The sequence below is a fragment of the Saccharopolyspora elongata genome (assembly GCF_004348985.1).
Lineage (GTDB): Bacteria > Actinomycetota > Actinomycetes > Mycobacteriales > Pseudonocardiaceae > Saccharopolyspora > Saccharopolyspora elongata.
The window spans coordinates 26,451-43,197 of record NZ_SMKW01000029.1 but is presented as its reverse complement, the minus strand read 5'-3'; the positions used below and the strand labels follow the sequence as shown (position 1 = coordinate 43,197).

Here is a 16,747-nt window from a genome sequence, read left to right as displayed (position 1 = left end):
TCCCACCCGAATGATCCCGTTGTCCGAGGGATGGCCGCCCGCTGTCAGCGCGCGGCTCGGGTCTCGGCCGGCGCGTGTCGCGATGCGAAGGCGTGGATGCTGGCGACGACGTGGTCCAGTTCCTCCTGGGTCGTGCCGTGGCTCATGCCCAGGGACATGCCTCGCTCGAAGACCTCGTCGGCGACCGGCAGCCCGTCGAGCGGCTGCCGGAACTCGACTCCCCGCATCATCGGATGCCGGGTGACGTTGCCGCTCCAGACCGTTCGGGTGTCGATGCCCGCGGCCTCCAGGGACTCCTGCAGGTCGCTGCGGGTGAACCCGGCGTCGGGCTTGACGAGCACCGGGTAGCACAGCCACGCGGTGTGGAAGTCCGCCAGCTGGCGGGGGAGGGAGAACAGGGTCGGGTAGCTGCCGAAGGCGGCGCTGAACGCCTCGAAGATCTCGGCGCGGCGGGCGAAGTTGCGGTCCAGCTTCGCCAGCTGCTGCAGGCCGAAGGCCGCGCCCAGTTCGGAGGGCTCGAAGTTCCACGGCAGGACGTCGAAGATGAAGTCGTTGTCGTAGGCGACGCCGTCGAGGTCCTCGCGGAACACCCGTCCGCTGCCCGCCGAACCGAACAGGTGCGGCTCGGAACGACGGCCCCAGCGTCGCAGCATGAGTCCCCGGTCCCGCAGCCGTTCGTCGTCGAGCGTGACCATCCCGCCGTTGCCTGCGCAGGTGATGATGTGCGCCATGGCGAAGCTGGTGACCGTGATGTCGCTGCGCAGGCCGGTGGGCGTGCCGCGCAGCGTGGTGCCGATGGCGTCGCAGGAATCCTCGATCACCTTGAGGTCGTGCCGGTCGGCGATGTCGCGGATGGCATCCCAGTCCGGGGCGTTGCCCGCGAGGTTCGGGATCAGCAGCGCCCTGGTCTTCTCGCTGATCATTTCCTCGATCTTGCTCACGTCGACGTTGTAGGTGTCCGGTTCGACGTCGACGAAGACCGGCACGAGGCCGGGGCGCACGAGAGGGGAGACGTCGGTGGAGAAGGTGAGCGGCGAGGTGATCACCTCCGCTCCCGCGGGCAGGCCGAGGAGCTCGACGGCGAGGTAGATCGCCGAGGAGCCCGAGTTGCACATCAGCCCGAGCCGCTTGCCGTACAGCTCGGCGACCCGGCGCTCCATCTCGGCGACGTTCTTGCCGATCTTCAGCGCGAGCGGGCCGCCGTGCAGCACCTCCAGCACGGCGTTGATCTCCGCCTCGTCGTGCACGCTCCGCGCGTAGGTGACACGTTCGACCATGGAAACCTCCGGTTGTCGTGAATGGGCGGCGGTGGGCCTGGGGACGCGCGGATCGCCGGACATCGGCCGCGACCCCGTCGGCACCGCTCGGCGCCGGTGGCCGTGGCGACCGCCGGGATCGCCGCGAACTCCTCGGTCGCGGCGGGCGGAGCGCAGGAGTCCCACCAAGCGCTTGATTGGGATGTCCCGCTCAACAGGACCACATACTGGTGTGGAACCGCCCGGTTGTCTACCGTCGCGAGGGGCCGGCGTCGATTTCTGCGGAGGAACCAGGTGTTCTGGCGCCACCCGTGATCGCGGCCGCGGCGGCCCGCGTCCATCGTGGACGAAGTCGCGGCCGGTGCTGTTCCGGCGGCGACCACACCCGGTGGTGCCGTGGACTTCCGGGCGAGATGACCCGAACGATGTCGTTGGAGGGAGTTCCGTGCCCACTCAGCAGGAGGTGTTCGGCGGGGGTCTCGCCGTGGTGACGGGTGCCGGTTCCGGGCTCGGTGCCGGATTGGCCCGACACCTCGCCGGGAACCTCGGCATGACGGTGATCGCGGCGGACGTCGACGAGCCGGCCGTGCGCGCCATCGCCGACGAGGAGCACGGCAGTGGTGGCCGCGTGGTCGCGCACGTCGTAGACGTCCGGGATCCCGGCGCGATGATGCGGCTCGCCCGCCAGGTGCGCGACGAGTTCGGCCCGGTCCGGCTGCTGATCAACAACGCCGGGGTCGAGCAGGTCGGCTACCTGTGGGACGTCCCGCCGGAGAGCTGGCGGCGGGTCGTGGACATCAACATCAGCGGGGTATTCCACGGGGTCCGGGCCTTCCTGCCCGCCATGATCGAAGACGAGCGGCGCAGCCACGTGCTGACGATCGCGTCGGTCGGTGCCGTCACGACGTTGCCCCTGCAAGCCCCGTACATCATGAGCAAGCACGCCGTGCTGGGCATGATCGAGTGCCTGCACCAGGAGATCGCCCAAGTCGGCGCCGATGTCTCCGTCGCGGCCGTGCTGCCGGGGCCGGTGGCGTCCAACATCTTCAGCGCCGCGGGCGGCGTCGAATCCGGTGACGTCGCGGCCGCGGAGGAGCACCGGCAGGCCATGATGGCCATGCTCGAGGAGGCCATCAGCGCCGACGAAGCTGCGGCGATGATCATGGAGCAGGCGGCGCAAGGCGAGTTCTACATCGTCACCCACCCCGAGACCGTGCACGCGGCCATGGCGGCGCGTGCCGACCGGCTCACGCGCCGTCGCGCCCCTGAGCCCCACCGGAGCCGGTTCGGCCGGCGCGATTGATCGGTGGATCGAGCCCATCCCGTTGAGCGGGAGCAGCTCTTCACCGCCGGTGCGCAGCGGTGGTGGGCTGCGGCATCGCAGTACCGCACCAGGACGAGGAGACTTCGATGCCCACGAGCACACCGCCCGCTCCCGCGGCCGCCCACGACACGATCGTCGACCTCGTCGTGGCCGGCTCCGGTACTGGGATGGCCGCGGCGCTCGCGGCGCGAGAACTGGGGCTCGACGTGCTCATCGTCGAGAAGACGGACTACGTCGGCGGGTCGACGGCCCTTTCCGGTGGTGCGTTCTGGATCCCGGCGAGCTCCCTGCTGGCGGCGGAGGGGGCGGTCGACTCGCCCGAGCGCGCCGAGCTCTACCTGCGCTCCGTCGTCGACGGCAGCTCGCCGGACCAGCGGTGGGAGAGCTTCCTGCGCCACGGCGAGGAGACCGTCCGGATGCTGCAGCGGACCACGCCGATGCGCTTCATGTGGAGCAAGGGCTACTCCGACTACCACCCGGAGCTGCCCGGTGGCACCGCGGCCGGCCGCAGCTGCGAGTGCAAGCCGTTCGACCTCGCGGTCCTGGGCGCCGAGCGGGCCCGGCTGCGCCCCACGGGCCTGAAGTCCCCGGTGCCGATGCCGATCACCGGTTTCGACTACAAGTGGATGAACCTCATGACCCGGGTTCCGCGACGCGCGGTTCCGCGCGTGGTGCGGCGGGTTTCCCAGGGCATCGGCGGAAAGCTGCTCGGCCGGGAGTACGTCGCGGGCGGTCAGGCGCTCGCGGCCGGCTTGTACGCGGGTGTCCTGCGGGCCGGGATTCCGGTGTGGACCCGGACCTCGGTGCAGCGGTTGACCACGGAGGGCGACCGGGTGACCGGCGTGGTGCTGGAGCAGGACGGGCGCGAGGTGACGGTGCGGGCACGGCGCGGTGTCGTGCTCGCGGCCGGCGGTTTCGACCACAACATCGCGCTGCGCCACGAGTTCCAGTCGGAGGCGCTCGAACCCGGCTGGAGCCTGGGGAACGAGGGGAACACCGGAGACGCCATCCGGATCGGGCGGGAGGCGGGAGCCGACGTCGACCTGATGGACCAGGCGTGGTGGTTCCCGGCCGTCGCGCCGTTGCCCGGGGCGGCGCCCCTGGTGCTGCTCGCCGAGCGGTCGCTGCCGGGTTCGCTCATCGTCGATCGGCACGGCCGCCGGTTCGTCAACGAGGCGACCGACTACATGAGCTTCGGCCAGCGGGTCCTGGCGCGGGAGCGGGCCGGCGACGCCGTCGGGTCGATGTGGATGGTGTTCGACCAGCGCTACCGCAACAGCTACGTGTACGCGGCCGGGCTGTTCCCGCGGATGCAGCTGCCGGAGAGCTGGTACGCCGCCGGCATCGCGCACCGGGCGGACGATCCCGCCGATCTGGCCCGCCGGACCGGGTTGCCGGTCGAGGGGCTCGTCGCATCCCTGCGCCGGTTCAACGAACTCGCGGCCGCCGGCGTCGACGAGGACTTCGGCCGCGGCACCAGCGCCTATGACCGCTACTACGGCGATCCGACCGTCGCGCCGAACCCGAACCTGCGCCCCCTGCAGGGACAGCTGTACGCGGTGCGGATCGTCCTCAGCGACCTCGGCACCTGCGGAGGGCTGCGAGCGGACGGGCACGGGCGGGTGCTGCGGTCGGACCGTTCCCCGATCGACGGGCTCTACGCGATCGGCAACACCGCGGCGAACGCGTTCGGCACCACGTATCCGGGAGCCGGGGCGACCATCGGTCAGGGGCTCGTCTACGGCACCGTGGTGGCGCGCCACGCCGCAGGCCGGGAAGTTCCGGTTGTGCCCGCATCCTCCGACTGACAACGATGCCGACTCCCTCGAAAGCGGTGGAGTGAACGGCCTGTTCGCCTCGTCTATCGGGACGAACGGTCCGTTCACTCCACTCCCAGCGGTGCCCGCCGACGCGGGACGGATGGAGCGAACGGACCGTTCACCTCACCTATCGAGGCGAACAGGCCGTTCACTCCTCACCGGCTGGCGAGGATGCACCGCTGCGCGAAACGGGTTCGCAATCGCCGTCCCGCCGCGATCTCCGCCCCGGACAGGTCGCTCGCCGCGTCGCTGGCCGCGAACAGCGTCGCCTGGGCGATCTCCTCCGGCTCGCCGATGCGTTGCAACGGCGCGTCGACGTAGTGCTGTTGCAGCGCCTCACCGGACTCGCCGGCGGGATTTCCCACCGCGGTGTTCATCCCGCCGGGATGGATGGTGCACACGCGGATCCCGGACGGCCCCAGCTCGTACGCCAGTGACCGGGACAACCCGCGCACCGCCCACTTGCTGGCCGAGTACGCGGCCAGGCCGTTGACGCCGCGGAGCCCGTCCACCGACGAGGTGTTGACGATCACGCCCCGCCCCGCCGCCTTCATCGTCGGCACCACGGCCTTGACGCCGAGCAGGACGCCGAGCACGTTGATGTCGAGCACCTGCTGGGTGTCCGCGACCGACAGTTCTTCGATCTCCGCGCAATGCAGGATTCCCGCGTTGTTGACGAGGATGTCGATGCCGCCGAACCGGTCGGCGGACGCGGCGACCAACTCGCGCCAGTCCGCCTCGTCCCGGACGTCGATCTGCTGGAACATCGCGCGCGAACCGATCTCGTCCGCGACCTGCTTCCCCGCGTCGACGAGCACGTCACCGAGCACCACGGCAGCACCTTCGGCGGCGAACAGCCGCGCGGTGGCGGCTCCCAAGCCCTGCGCGGCGCCGGTGATGATGGCCACCTTGCCATCGAGTCGTCCCATCGGATTCCCTTTCACTGGCGCATTGAGGTTTTTCCAGGCTCATTTTTGGGTGGCGGTGCGGGTAGCGGAACCTCAGAGGCTCCCTGGACTGTGGGTGCCCCTCCTGATGTATGCCCAATACACGGCGGAGGGGCCGTCCTCGCCGGGAGAACCCCGGAGGGGTGGGCACCATGAACCCGCGGCGGTGCCAGTTGCGGAGGTGGGCCCGAAAGCGCCTCCGGCGCTTGGCGACAGCGTGCGCGGCCACGGCACGTCGGGTACCGCAGTCACAGCTGCCCACCAAGACGAAAGAAGCGGAATGGCCCGAATTGGGCGGGATCGCCGGCTCCTGCGCCACCCGAGAGCACCAGGCTTCCAGCCTCGCCCGCCGAATGCTCGCAGGCCTCCCGCTCACCGGGAATCCGCACCGCACCGGGCCCTTGGGCGCTCCCACCCGAGCGCTTGCTCAGCTGCGCGGGCGGGAAATGTCCGTCTTGGTCAGTGGGATCGAATCGGCACGGCGGAGCCGTCCGGGAGCATCGTGATCCCATGGCGACGGACGAGACTTCGAACCGCTGGGACGACGAGTGCGACGTGCTGGTGATCGGTTCCGGCGGCGGAGCGCTGACCGGGGCCTACACCGCGGCCCGGGAGGGGCTCTCGGTGATCGTGGCCGAGGCGACCGACAAGTTCGGCGGCACCACGGCGTATTCCGGCGGCGGCCTGTGGTTCCCGGGCAACGCGGTGCTCCGGCGGGCCGGTGACCAGGACACCCTGGCGGACGCCAAGACCTACTTCCGCGCGGTGGTGGGGGATCGCACGCCCCGGGAGCTGCAGGACGCGTTCCTGGACAACGGCGGACGGCTGGTCGACTACCTGGAAGCCGACGACGACTTCGAGTTCCTGGTCTACCCGTGGCCGGACTACTTCGGGTCCGCCCCGAAGGCGAGCGCGACCGGCCGGCACATCATGCCGACGCCGCTGGAGCCTGAGCGGCTCGGCGCCTTGCGGGACTCCCTCCGGCCGCCGCTGGACGTCGACCGGGCGGGCAATCCGCCGGCCGACCTGCTCATCGGCGGGCAGGCGTTGATCGGCAGGCTGCTCCTCGCGCTGTCCAAGCAGGACGGCGTTCGGATGCGCCGCGGCGCGGTCTGCGACGAGCTGGTGCGCGAGGGCGACGTCGTGGTCGGTGCCGTGGTCGACGAGGGTGGCCGGCGGCGCCGGATCCGCGCCCGCAGGGGCGTGCTGATCGCCTCCGGCGGATTCGAGCGGAACCAGCAGATGCGGACCGAGCACCAGGTTCCGGGGGCGGCGCGCGATGCCATGGGGCCGTCGGGCAACCTGGGCAAGGCGATCCAGGCCGGCATCGACGCCGGCGCGGACACCGACCTGATGTCGGAGGCGTGGTGGTCGCCCGGCATCACCCACCCCGACGGGACGTCGACGTTCTCGCTGTGGTTCACCGGCGGGATCTTCGTCGACGACAACGCGGAGCGCTTCGTCAACGAGTCCTGGCCGTACGACCGGATCGGCCGCGTCGTCATCGACCGCATCGGCGACGGCAGCGTGACGCTGCCGTTCTGGATGATCTACGACGACCGCGAGGGTGCGCGGCCGCCGGTGCGCTCGACCAGCGTCCCGATGGGGGAGACCGAGGACTACGTCGACGCCGGCCTGTGGTTCAGCGCCGACACCCTGGGCGAGCTCGCCGAGCAGATCGGTGTCCCGGCCGAGAACCTGGCGCGGACGGTGGCGCGGTTCAACGCGTTCGCGGCCGCCGGAACCGATGAGGACTTCCACCGCGGTGCCGAGCCGTACGACCGGGCGTTCGCCGGGGACGGCTCGCCGCTGGTCCCCATCGAGAAGGGACCGTTCCACGCCGCTGCGTTCGGGATCTCCGATCTCGGCACCAAGGGCGGGCTGCGCACCGACGCGCGGGCCCGGGTGCTCGACACGTCTGGAAGCGCGATCCCGGGCCTCTACGCCGCGGGCAACTCGATGGCGGCGGTCAGCGGCACCGCGTACCCGGGTGGGGGCAATCCGATCGGCTCGTGCATGGTGTTCAGCCACCTCGCCGCGCTGGACATGCTCGCACGATGACCACGACCGGCGGGTCGTGCTGACTGCCGCGTTGCGCAAACGGGCCCTCCCTGACGCGTGGAGCGCCGGGGGAGCACCCCGCTCGAAGGTTTCCGAATTCGTTGATCGCCGCGAGCTGCGGGCCGGTTTCCGGAGAACCGGTTGCGGCCCCAACCCGCGGCACCCGCCGCGACCTCGCTCGACGGAAACGCGGCCTTCTCCTTGACGCCTCCCCTGCGCGTGGTTAACCTTCCCGCCATCAAGCAAGCGCTTGGGCAATTCGCGGAAAAACGAAGCGGGCTGAACGCTGAACGCCCGCCGGGTCCGCGCGCCGCCCGGTGCATTTCGGGCGGAGGTCGTCGCCACCGCGGCTGCCGGTCAACGTCAAGGACGACGCAGGAGGAAAGGCATGTCGAGCGTTCCCGTGGATGCGACGCCGTCGGCGGCCGAGGAGCTGCTGGCGATCTCGGAGATCCAGTCCCTCTTCGCCAGGCGCCTTCGCGTGATGGACACCAAGCAGTGGGACCGCTACGCGGAGTGCCACACCGACGACGTGGTCAGCGAGTCCTACGCCGACGTTCCGGACGCGAACCGGCCGCAGGCGGACGGCCAGGGGAACAAGGTGGTCGGCGCCGAGGCGCTGACCAAGGCGATCTCCGGGCTCCTCGACGGCGACACGAAGGTCACCACGGTGCACCACGGGCACATGCCGGAGATCGAGCTCACCTCCCCGACCACGGCGCGCGGGATCTGGGCGATGGAGGACGAGCTCTGGTGGCAGCACGGTGACGTCACCGAGCACATGCACGGCTACGGCCACTACCACGAGGAATACCGGAAGGTGGAGGGACGGTGGCGGATCAGCTACCGCAAGCTCACCCGCCTCCGCGTCACCAAGACGCCCGGGTTCTTCGGGTACCTCCGCGGCCGGCTGTAGCGGGCGCCCTGCCGTACGACACGCGGCGTTCCTCCTCGATCGCCGTGCGGTGCGACCGGTGAACGGTCCACATAGGAAATTCCCCATTGGTCGGGTATCGGCTGGAGGCCCCCGATGAACTCGCAGGAACCAACCCCGACGGGTGCCGGCCCGTCTTCCGTCGGGTCAGCACAATTGCGCAAGGTGGCGCTTTCCAGCCTGCTGGGGACCGTCATCGAGTACTACGACTTCCTGCTCTACAGCACGATGGCGGCCCTGGTGTTCGGGAAGCTCTACTTCCCGGCGCTCACCCCGGGCGTCTCGACCGTCGCGGCCTTCGGGACGTTGGCGGCCGGCTACGTGGCACGTCCCCTGGGCGGGCTCCTGTTCGGGCATTTCGGCGACCGGCTCGGGCGCAAGTCGATGCTCGTGGTGACCATGATGCTGATGGGCGGCGCCAGCTTCCTCATCGGCGTCCTGCCCACCTACGACAAGATCGGCTTCGCCGCCCCGGTGTTGCTCGTCCTGCTGCGCATCGTGCAGGGCGTGGCGGTCGGCGGGGAGTACGGCGGCGCGGCGCTGATGGTCATCGAGCACGCCGACTCCAGGCGCCGAGGGGCGTGGGTCGGGATCATGCAGCTCGGCTCGCCGTTCGGCTTCCTGCTCTCCACCGCCGCGGTCACGCTGGTGACCCTCCTGCCGAGCGAGGCCTTCCTCTCCTGGGGCTGGCGGGTGCCCTTCCTGCTGAGCGCGGTGCTGCTGATGATCGGGCTGTACGTCCGGCTGAGCGTCGTCGAAAGCCCGGTGTTCCGCGAGGCCGCTGCCGCCGCGGAATCCCAGGCGCAGCCCAAGGTGCCCGCGCTGCAGCTGCTGCGGCAGCCGCGCGCGCTCGTCCTGGCGTGCGCCGCCGGTATCGGGCCCTTCGCGCTCACGGCCCTGACCAGCTCGCACATCATCGCCTACGCCACGGGGCTCGGGTACCAGATGTCCGATGTCATGCGGGCGCTGCTGTTCACGGTGTCCGTCTCGATCGTCTGCATCCCCTTGTTCTCCGCCTTGTCCGACCGGTTCGGGCGGCGCCGCGTGGTCATGGTGGGCGCGGTCGGCACGGTGCTCTTCGCGTTCCCGCTCTACGCCATGGTCGACAGCGAGTCCGTGGTGGTCATGACGGTCGGGCTGATGATCGCCCAGGTGCTGCAGAACCTGATGTACTCGCCGCTGGCGCCGATGCTCTCGGAGATGTTCGGCACCCGCGTCCGGTACACGGGTGTCTCGCTCGGCTACCAGCTCGCCAGCCTGCTCGGCGCCGGCTTCACCCCGCTGATCGCCACCAGCCTCGTCGCCGCCACCGGGGGTTCGAGCCTGCCGCTGACCGCCATCGCGGCCCTGTCGGCGGCGATCACGATCGTGTCGATCTGGCTCATCGCCGAGACCAGGGGCCGCGACCTCACCGACGACGGCCCGGCCGTCGCGGGCCGATCGGATTCCGGTGCGACGATGGAGGAAACGCGATGAGTGCCAAGACATCTCCGAAGACGCCCGTGCTGGTCACCGGCGCGGCATCCGGGATCGGCGCGGCCTGCGCCCGCACCCTGGCGGCCGCCGGTCGACCGGTGGTGCTGTGGGATCGAGACGAGCAGGGCGCGACCGCCGTCGCGAAGCAGATCGAGCACGACCACGAGACGCCGGTCGCCGTGTCCGGGATCGATGTCGCCGACGTGGCCCGGTACGACGACGCCCTCGGCGAAGCCCGACGGGCCGTCGGCAGGATCGGCGGTTTCGTCCATGCCGCGGGCGTTGTCGACTCGACGCCGGTGACGAAGTTGTCGCGCGAGGCGTGGCAACGCGTCCTCGACGTCAACCTCACGGCGTACGCCTACGCGGCCGCGGCGCTCGCCGAGGACCTCGAGGCGCAGCCGGGCTCGGCCATCGTCGCGATCTCGTCCATCAACGCGACCCTCGGGCAGGCGAACATCCCGTCCTACAGCGCTTCCAAAGCGGGAGTCCTCGGGCTGACCCGGTCGCTGGCCGCGCAGTTCGGCCCGGCCGGGGTCCGGGTCAACGCGGTCTGCCCCGGGTACATCGAAACGCCGATGCTGGAGCGCAGCCTCGCCGACACCCGGCGCATGGCCCGGATGCGCGGCGATGCGATGCTCGGCCGCGTCGGGCAACCGGAAGAGGTCGCCTCCGTCGTCCGCTTCCTGCTCAGCGACGAAGCCAGCTTCGTCACCGGCAGCACGATGTTCGTCGACGGCGGCGTCACGGCGAGCGACCGCCTCGGCTCACTCGCCGACTGACGCCGAGAGGGCTGAGCTGATGGCCGCCCGTTGTCCTTGCTGATCAGGCTGGGGCAGCGGGCGGCCTGCACGCTCTTCGAGCCGTGACCGCCGCTCTTCGGCTGCGCACCCAGGCGGTCACAGCATCGTCCGGCTCCCGGACGCCGGGATCGCGGCGATCCCGGCGTCCATCGAACGCAGTCCTCCCGATCGCGCGGCGGCCGTTCAGCGGATCGTGTTGCCCGCGTCCACCGGGAAGTTCGCGCCGGTCACGTACCGGGCTTCGTCGGAGGCCAGGAACACCAGCGCGTTGCTGATGTCGATCGACTGGACGCGTTCCACCGGAAGGGTGTTCATGAACAGCGGCCCGAGATCCGGCCGCTTCTCCAGGAGCGTCGGCAGCACCGGCGAGTGCCCCTGCGGCGTGTCGACGCCGGTGGGGTGGATCGTGTTCACCCTGATGCCCCGGTCGGCGAACTCCAGCGCGAGCGATCGCGCGATGCCGACCACTGCGTGCTTCGCCGCCACGTAGGGCAGGAAGAAGGGAAGTCCCTTGAGGGACGCGGTGGAACCGGTGATCACGATGCTGCCGCCGCCCGAGGCGAGTAGGTGCGGGATGGCTGCCGCGCAGGTGTTCCACACTCCGGTGAGGTTGATGTCCAGCGTGGTCTGCCAGATCTCGGGGGTCAGGTCCTCGGACGGCTGCGTGGTGCAGATCGACGCGTTGGCCGCCACGATGTCGAGCCCGCCCAGCTCGGCAACACCCGCGTCGAGGACGGCCGCGAGTTCATCCGCGTCTCGCACGTCCGCAACGGCGGCGTGGATGCGCCGGCCGTGCTTCTCGACCAGGCGGACGGTCTCGGCCAGTCCCTCCTCGGTGCCCATGGGGTACTTGACGATGTCGAGTTGCCGGCAGATGTCCACGGCGATGATGTCCGCGCCCTCCTCGGCCGGCCGCACGGCATGGCTGCGGCCCTGGCTCTGCGCGGCGCCGGTGATGAAAGCGACTTTCCCGGACAGCCTCATGGGTTTCCTCCTGAACGGTTCCGTCCTCGGCGGCACGGTGGCCCAGCGGCCCGGCGCGCTCTCGCGGTGTGGCGACCAAGCGCTTGCTACGTTATCAGCGCGGTGGCCCGTCGGACGAGGACTGGCGCTGCGATGACCGGCCGAGTGCCGGTTCGTCTTCGGTCGCGGTCCATGGCGACCACCGGAACCTGCGGGCGGGCCCGCGCCGGCCGAGATCGGTCTCGGTGAGCGGGAGGTCGACTGTTTTCGCCCCGCCCGGACTTCCCACCATTGATGAGCTTTGGCAAGACGGAGGCAAAGGAGTCCTCATGACGTCACTGCAGGCGGCGGGCGAGAACGAGGTGCGGGTGATCGAGGCGGCGGCGCCGCCGGTTCGCTACGCACGCGGCTGGCACTGCCTCGGCCTTGCCGACCACTACCGGGACGGAAAACCGCACGCGATCGAGGCGTTCGGCACCAAGCTGGTCGTGTTCGCCGACAGCAGCGGGAACTTGAACGTGCTCAACTCGTACTGCCCGCACATGGGCGGCGACCTGAGCCAGGGCGAGGTGAAGGGCGACGAGGTCGCCTGCCCGTTCCACGACTGGCGCTGGTCGGGCAGCGGGCGCTGCGCGAGCATCCCGTACGCGCGGCGGGTGCCGCCGCGGGCCCGCACGAAGGCGTGGACCGTGCTGGAGCGCAACGGGCAGCTGTTCGTGTGGAACGACCCGCAGGGGCAGCAGCCTCCGCCGGACGTGACGATCCCGGAGATCCCCGGCACGGATTCGGACGAGTGGACGTCGTGGACGTGGAACTCGCTGCGGATCGACGGATCGAACTGCCGGGAGATCGTCGACAACGTCGTGGACATGGCGCACTTCTTCTACATCCACTACTCGTTCCCGACGTACTTCAAGAACGTGTTCGAGGGCCACGTCGCCACCCAGACGATGCACAGCAAGGCCCGGCCGGACGTGAAGATCGGCACGAACTACTCCGACGACAGCAGCCTGCGTTCTAGCGCCTCCTACTACGGACCCTCCTACATGATCGACTATCTGTGGAGCGACGTGGGAGACCAGACGATCGAGACCGTGCTGATCAACTGCCACTACCCGGTGTCGCCCACGAGTTTCGTGCTGCAGTGGGGCGCGATGGTCAAGAAGCCGGACGGCATGTCCGACGAGGAGGCCGAGCAGATGGCCCAGGCGTTCGCCGCGGGGGTGGAGAAGGGCTTCCTGCAGGACGTCGAGATCTGGCAGAACAAGGCGGAGATCGACAACCCGCTGCTGTGCGAGGAGGACGGCCCGGTCTACCAGCTCCGGCGCTGGTACGAGCAGTTCTATGTCGACGTCGAGGACGTCCAGCCGGAGATGACCCAGCGGTTCGAGTTCGAGATCGACACCGAGCGGGCGATCCAGTTCTGGCAGGCCGAGGTCGATGACAACCTGGCCAACGGCCGGATCATCGTCGACGACAGCGCCCCCACCGCCTGATCGGCGCGATCCATGACCGACGAGGAGATTCCGCTCCAGCCCGTGTCCTGCCGCAGCTGCGGCACGTGCGTGCTGGTCAAGAAGAACAGCCTGGCCCACACGCTCGTGCAGTGGACGTCCGACACCGAGCAGTGCGTCGAGCTCGCGCAGAGCCCGACCGCCGACCGCGCAACGGTGCTGACCTGCCTGAAGTTGAGCGACAGCATCGAAACAGCGGTGCGCGATGGACGGATCCGCGTTCCGCAGCCGTGATCCCGGGAAGGCCGACTCCTCGCAGCCGGTGCGAGGAGTCGGCCGATCCGGATCACCGCCACCAGCCCGCCGCTGCGCGGGCCGACCACGAGGAGAGGACATCGGACATGCCGGAGCCGTCCGTCATCCGCGACGTCGTCGCGAGTTATGTGAAGGCCATCGGGACCGGGGGAGCGGCGGAGATCGCGGCGCTGTACGCGGAGGACGCCACGCTCGAAGATCCGGTGGGAAGTGAGCCGTTGCGCGGCCGGGGCGCGATCGCCGAGTTCTACTCGGCCATCGAGAACCTGCGCCGGGAGAGCGAGCTGATCGCGGTGCGGGCGGCCGGCGACAGCGCCGCGTTCCACTTCCGCGTGCGCACCGAGACGCCGGACGGGGCGGTCGAGGTCGAGCCGATCGACGTCATGACCTTCGACGAGGCCGGGCGGATCACGAGCATGCGGGCGTTCTGGAGCCCCGAGGACGTGCAGTCCGCCTCGTGACGGCGTCCGTTGCGGGGCAGGGGTTTTCGGTCGGCGGGATCAGGCGAGCCAGCGGTTGAGCGTCTCGACGACGCACGCCGGCTTGGCCTGGCCCTCCACCTCCACGGTGATCCGGATCGTCGCCTGGACCCCGCCGGGCACGTCGATGCAGGCGAGGACCTCGCCACGGCCGCGGATGCGTGATCCGGCAGGCACCGGCGCCGGGAAGCGGACGCGGTCGGCGCCGTAGTTGACCCCCATGCTGACGCCGCGCACCGACAGCAGCTGGGGCAGGAAGTAGTTGCACAGCGACAGCGTGAGGTAGCCGTGCGCGATCGTCGACCCGAACGCGGACTCGCGCGCCCGCACCGGGTCGACGTGAATCCACTGATGGTCCCCGGTGACGTCGGCGAAGCCGTCGATCCGCGCCTGGTCGATCGGGAGCCACGCGGTGGGGCCCAGCGTCGTGCCGACGGACGCGCGGAGTTCGTCGAGCCCGTCGACGGTGAACGGGGCCGCGCCCCCGGATTCCTCGGCCACCTGTTCCTGCCCTCCCGCCGTGCCCGCGGCACCGGCCAGCTCCATCTCGGCGCCGAGAGCATAGCTGGCCAAGCGTTTGCTTGGGAAGCTGTGCGGCGCGGACCCGTGTCACAGCCGCGCGAGTCCGGGCGCACAGGTCGGTCTCGGTCAGCGGGAGCAGCGGTGGGAGCGGCCCGGAAGCCGAACCTAGCGTCTAGCACGCCCTGGCACATCGGTGGCGGGTGCGGCCGTCTTGATCATTTCCGGAGGTGCCTGCATGGCGCACGATGTGGTTCGCAGAGTGGAGGAGGTCGCTGCCCGGCTCGCAGCGACTGCGGAAGAGACCGAGCGCCTCGGCAAGCTGGCGGACGAGAGCGTCAAGCTGGTGCGCGAAGCCGGGGTCATGCGGCTGCTGCAGCCGACCGACTTCGGCGGGCACGCAGCCCACCCGCGCGATTTCGCGGAAGCCGTGATGGCGGTGGCGAAGGCGTGCGGATCGACGGGATGGGTGTGCGGGGTGGGCGGCGTCCACCCGTGGGAGATGGCGCTCATGGACCGGCGGCTCCAGGAGGAGGTCTGGGGGGAGAACCAGGACACCTGGATCGCCTCCCCGTACATGCCCAGCGGCGTGGCCACCCCGACCGACGGTGGCTACGTCCTCCGGGGCCGGTGGCAGTTCTCCTCCGGAACCGACCACTGCGACTGGATCTTTCTCGGTGCACTGCTCGGCGACGCTGATGGCAAGCCGGCGCAGCCGGTGAAGACGATGCACGTGGTCCTGCCGAGGAAGGACTACACGATCGTCGAGGACTCCTGGGACGTCATCGGGTTGTGCGGCACGGGGAGCAAGGACGTCGTCGTCGACGGCGCGTTCATCCCGGCGTACCGGACCATCGACGCCGATGAGGTCGCCCAGGGCGAGCTGGCCGCCGAGCGCGCCGGCCGGACCGACACGGTGTACCGGCTGCCGTTCTGGACGATGTTCCCGCTGGGCATCACGGCGGCGGTCATCGGCATCGCGGAAGGCGCGCTCGCCTGCCACCTCGACTACCAGCGGGACCGGGTCATGGCGGCCGGGACCCGGGTCCGCGACGACCCGCACACGATGTACGCGATCTCCGAAGCCGCCGCGGAGATCGCCGGATCGCGCACGCAGCTGCTCGACGGCGTCAGCCGGCTCTACGACATGGTCGACGCTGGCCGGCCGATCAGCTTCGAGGACCGGTCGGTGGTGCGCCGGAACCAGGTGCGCTGCGCGTGGCGCGCGGTGTCCGCGGTCGACGAGATCTTCGCCCGGTCCGGTGGGAATGCGGTGCGCCGCAACAACGCGATGCAGCGCTTCTGGCGCGACGCGCACGTCGGCCTGCAGCACGCCATCCACATCCCCGGTTCGATCTACCACTCGAACGCCTTGACGTCGTTGGGCATCGAACCGGATGGGCCGCTGCGGGCGCTGATCTGAACCTAGCCGCGCCGACCACGTCCGGCGCCTATTGCACGGAGAGAGGAAGGACATGACCGACATCAGCTCACTGGGCTACGTCCGGATCCGCGCCACGGATATGGACGCCTGGCGGAAGTTCGCCTTCGAGACCATCGGTTTCGCCGAGGGCAGCGGGCCGGAAGAGGACGCGCTGTACCTGCGCGTGGACGAGCGGATCGGCCGGATCGTCGTCCTGCCCGGCGACGTGGACCGGGTGGAGGCCGTGGGCTGGGAGGTCCGCGACCACCTGGGCCTCCAGCGGGTCCAGGCCGCGGTCGAGGCGGCCGGGCTCGCCCCGAAGCCGCTGACCCTGGAGGAGGCCGATACCCGCCGGGTGGAGGCGGGAATCACCTTCGAAGCACCGGGCGGAACCCCGCTGGAGATCTTCCACGGCCCGGCGCTGGACCACAGCCCGGTCGCGACGCGGTTCGGGAACCGCTTCGTCACCGGGGCGCTGGGGCTGGGGCACGTCGTGGTGCCGGTGAGCGACCTGGACGAGGCGTACCGCTTCTACGCCGAGACGCTCGGTTTCCTGCCGCGAGGGGCGTTCCGGCTGCCGGCGCCCCCGGAGTACGGCCCGGTCCGGCTCCGGTTCATGGGCGTCAATGCGCGGCACCACAGCCTCGCGCTGCTGCCGTCGCCGGATCTCAAGTCCCCGGCCCTGGTCCACATCATGGTCGAGTGCGAGACCCTCGACGAGGTCGGACGTGCCCTGGACCGGGTCATGGAGGGCGGCTACCACGTGTCGTCCACGTTGGGGCGTCACACGAACGACAAGATGGTGTCGTTCTACGTCCGGACCCCGGGCGGCTGGGATCTCGAAGTCGGTTGCGCGGGCATGCTGGTCGACGAATCCGCCTACTCGGCGGAGGAGATCACGGCCGACAGCTACTGGGGCCACAAGTGGGACTTCAGCAGCTGACCTGACCCGACAACGAAGCGCGGCGCGGAG

15 protein-coding genes are annotated in these 16,747 nt (G+C 70.2%); 11 read left to right on the top strand and 4 right to left on the bottom strand.

Annotation, left to right across the window (positions count from 1 at the left end; genetic code table 11):
• Positions 1 to 44: 44 nt before the first annotated feature.
• Positions 45 to 1,277, bottom strand: a complete 1,233-nt coding sequence (locus E1288_RS21745) for a DegT/DnrJ/EryC1/StrS family aminotransferase (protein WP_132487882.1) — start codon at positions 1,275 to 1,277, stop codon at positions 45 to 47.
• A gap of 424 nt (positions 1,278 to 1,701) precedes the next feature.
• Between E1288_RS21745 and E1288_RS21740 the strand changes: the two genes are divergently transcribed.
• Positions 1,702 to 2,559: an SDR family NAD(P)-dependent oxidoreductase gene (locus E1288_RS21740; protein ID WP_207954478.1), complete on the top strand. Its 858-nt coding sequence runs from the start codon at positions 1,702 to 1,704 to the stop codon at positions 2,557 to 2,559.
• A gap of 107 nt (positions 2,560 to 2,666) precedes the next feature.
• Positions 2,667 to 4,388, top strand: a complete 1,722-nt coding sequence (locus E1288_RS21735; protein ID WP_132487878.1) for a 3-ketosteroid-delta-1-dehydrogenase — start codon at positions 2,667 to 2,669, stop codon at positions 4,386 to 4,388.
• Positions 4,389 to 4,555: 167 nt separating this feature from the next.
• Here E1288_RS21735 and E1288_RS21730 read toward each other — a convergent pair whose 3' ends face one another.
• Complete coding sequence (locus E1288_RS21730; RefSeq protein ID WP_132487876.1) at positions 4,556 to 5,329, bottom strand: glucose 1-dehydrogenase; 774 nt, start codon at positions 5,327 to 5,329, stop codon at positions 4,556 to 4,558.
• Positions 5,330 to 5,857: 528 nt separating this feature from the next.
• Between E1288_RS21730 and E1288_RS21725 the strand changes: the two genes are divergently transcribed.
• The 4 genes from E1288_RS21725 (at position 5,858) to E1288_RS21710 (ending at position 10,600) form a co-directional block, all read left to right on the top strand.
• Entirely contained in the window at positions 5,858 to 7,408 is a 1,551-nt protein-coding gene (locus E1288_RS21725; protein ID WP_132487874.1) for an FAD-binding protein, read from the top strand.
• A gap of 388 nt (positions 7,409 to 7,796) precedes the next feature.
• Positions 7,797 to 8,324 carry a nuclear transport factor 2 family protein gene (locus E1288_RS21720; RefSeq protein ID WP_132487872.1) on the top strand — a complete coding sequence of 176 codons (528 nt, stop codon included), beginning with the start codon at positions 7,797 to 7,799 and terminating at the stop codon, positions 8,322 to 8,324.
• 183 nt (positions 8,325 to 8,507) lie between these two features.
• A complete protein-coding gene (locus E1288_RS21715) occupies positions 8,508 to 9,818 on the top strand; it encodes an MFS transporter (RefSeq protein ID WP_235883718.1) in 1,311 nt (436 codons plus the stop codon).
• A complete protein-coding gene (locus E1288_RS21710; RefSeq protein WP_132487868.1) occupies positions 9,815 to 10,600 on the top strand; it encodes an SDR family NAD(P)-dependent oxidoreductase in 786 nt (261 codons plus the stop codon). Before E1288_RS21715 ends, E1288_RS21710 begins: the two co-directional genes overlap by 4 nt.
• A gap of 204 nt (positions 10,601 to 10,804) precedes the next feature.
• On the opposite strand, the gene E1288_RS21705 is transcribed toward E1288_RS21710, so the two are convergent.
• On the bottom strand, positions 10,805 to 11,605 hold the full coding sequence (locus E1288_RS21705; protein ID WP_165968205.1) for a mycofactocin-coupled SDR family oxidoreductase: 801 nt from the start codon (positions 11,603 to 11,605) through the stop codon (positions 10,805 to 10,807).
• A 308-nt stretch (positions 11,606 to 11,913) separates the two neighbouring features.
• Between E1288_RS21705 and E1288_RS21700 the strand changes: the two genes are divergently transcribed.
• The 3 genes from E1288_RS21700 to E1288_RS21690 all read left to right on the top strand — a co-directional run bounded on the left by E1288_RS21700 (position 11,914) and on the right by E1288_RS21690 (position 13,814).
• Complete coding sequence (locus E1288_RS21700) at positions 11,914 to 13,080, top strand: Rieske 2Fe-2S domain-containing protein (protein WP_132487866.1); 1,167 nt, start codon at positions 11,914 to 11,916, stop codon at positions 13,078 to 13,080.
• Between the two features lie 12 nt (positions 13,081 to 13,092).
• Complete coding sequence (locus tag E1288_RS21695; protein WP_132487864.1) at positions 13,093 to 13,332, top strand: hypothetical protein; 240 nt, start codon at positions 13,093 to 13,095, stop codon at positions 13,330 to 13,332.
• Between the two features lie 107 nt (positions 13,333 to 13,439).
• Positions 13,440 to 13,814 (top strand): nuclear transport factor 2 family protein, encoded by a 375-nt coding sequence (locus E1288_RS21690; RefSeq protein ID WP_132487862.1) that lies wholly within the window; start codon positions 13,440 to 13,442, stop codon positions 13,812 to 13,814.
• A gap of 39 nt (positions 13,815 to 13,853) precedes the next feature.
• On the opposite strand, the gene E1288_RS21685 is transcribed toward E1288_RS21690, so the two are convergent.
• Positions 13,854 to 14,405, bottom strand: coding sequence for a MaoC family dehydratase (locus E1288_RS21685; protein ID WP_235883717.1), 552 nt, complete (start codon positions 14,403 to 14,405; stop codon positions 13,854 to 13,856).
• A 184-nt stretch (positions 14,406 to 14,589) separates the two neighbouring features.
• On the opposite strand from E1288_RS21685, the gene E1288_RS21680 reads away from it, so the two are divergent.
• Together E1288_RS21680 and E1288_RS21675 are read left to right on the top strand one after the other, a co-directional pair.
• On the top strand, positions 14,590 to 15,774 hold the full coding sequence (locus E1288_RS21680; protein ID WP_132487860.1) for an acyl-CoA dehydrogenase family protein: 1,185 nt from the start codon (positions 14,590 to 14,592) through the stop codon (positions 15,772 to 15,774).
• A gap of 52 nt (positions 15,775 to 15,826) precedes the next feature.
• A complete protein-coding gene (locus E1288_RS21675) occupies positions 15,827 to 16,717 on the top strand; it encodes a VOC family protein (RefSeq protein WP_132487858.1) in 891 nt (296 codons plus the stop codon).
• Positions 16,718 to 16,747: the final 30 nt, after the last annotated feature.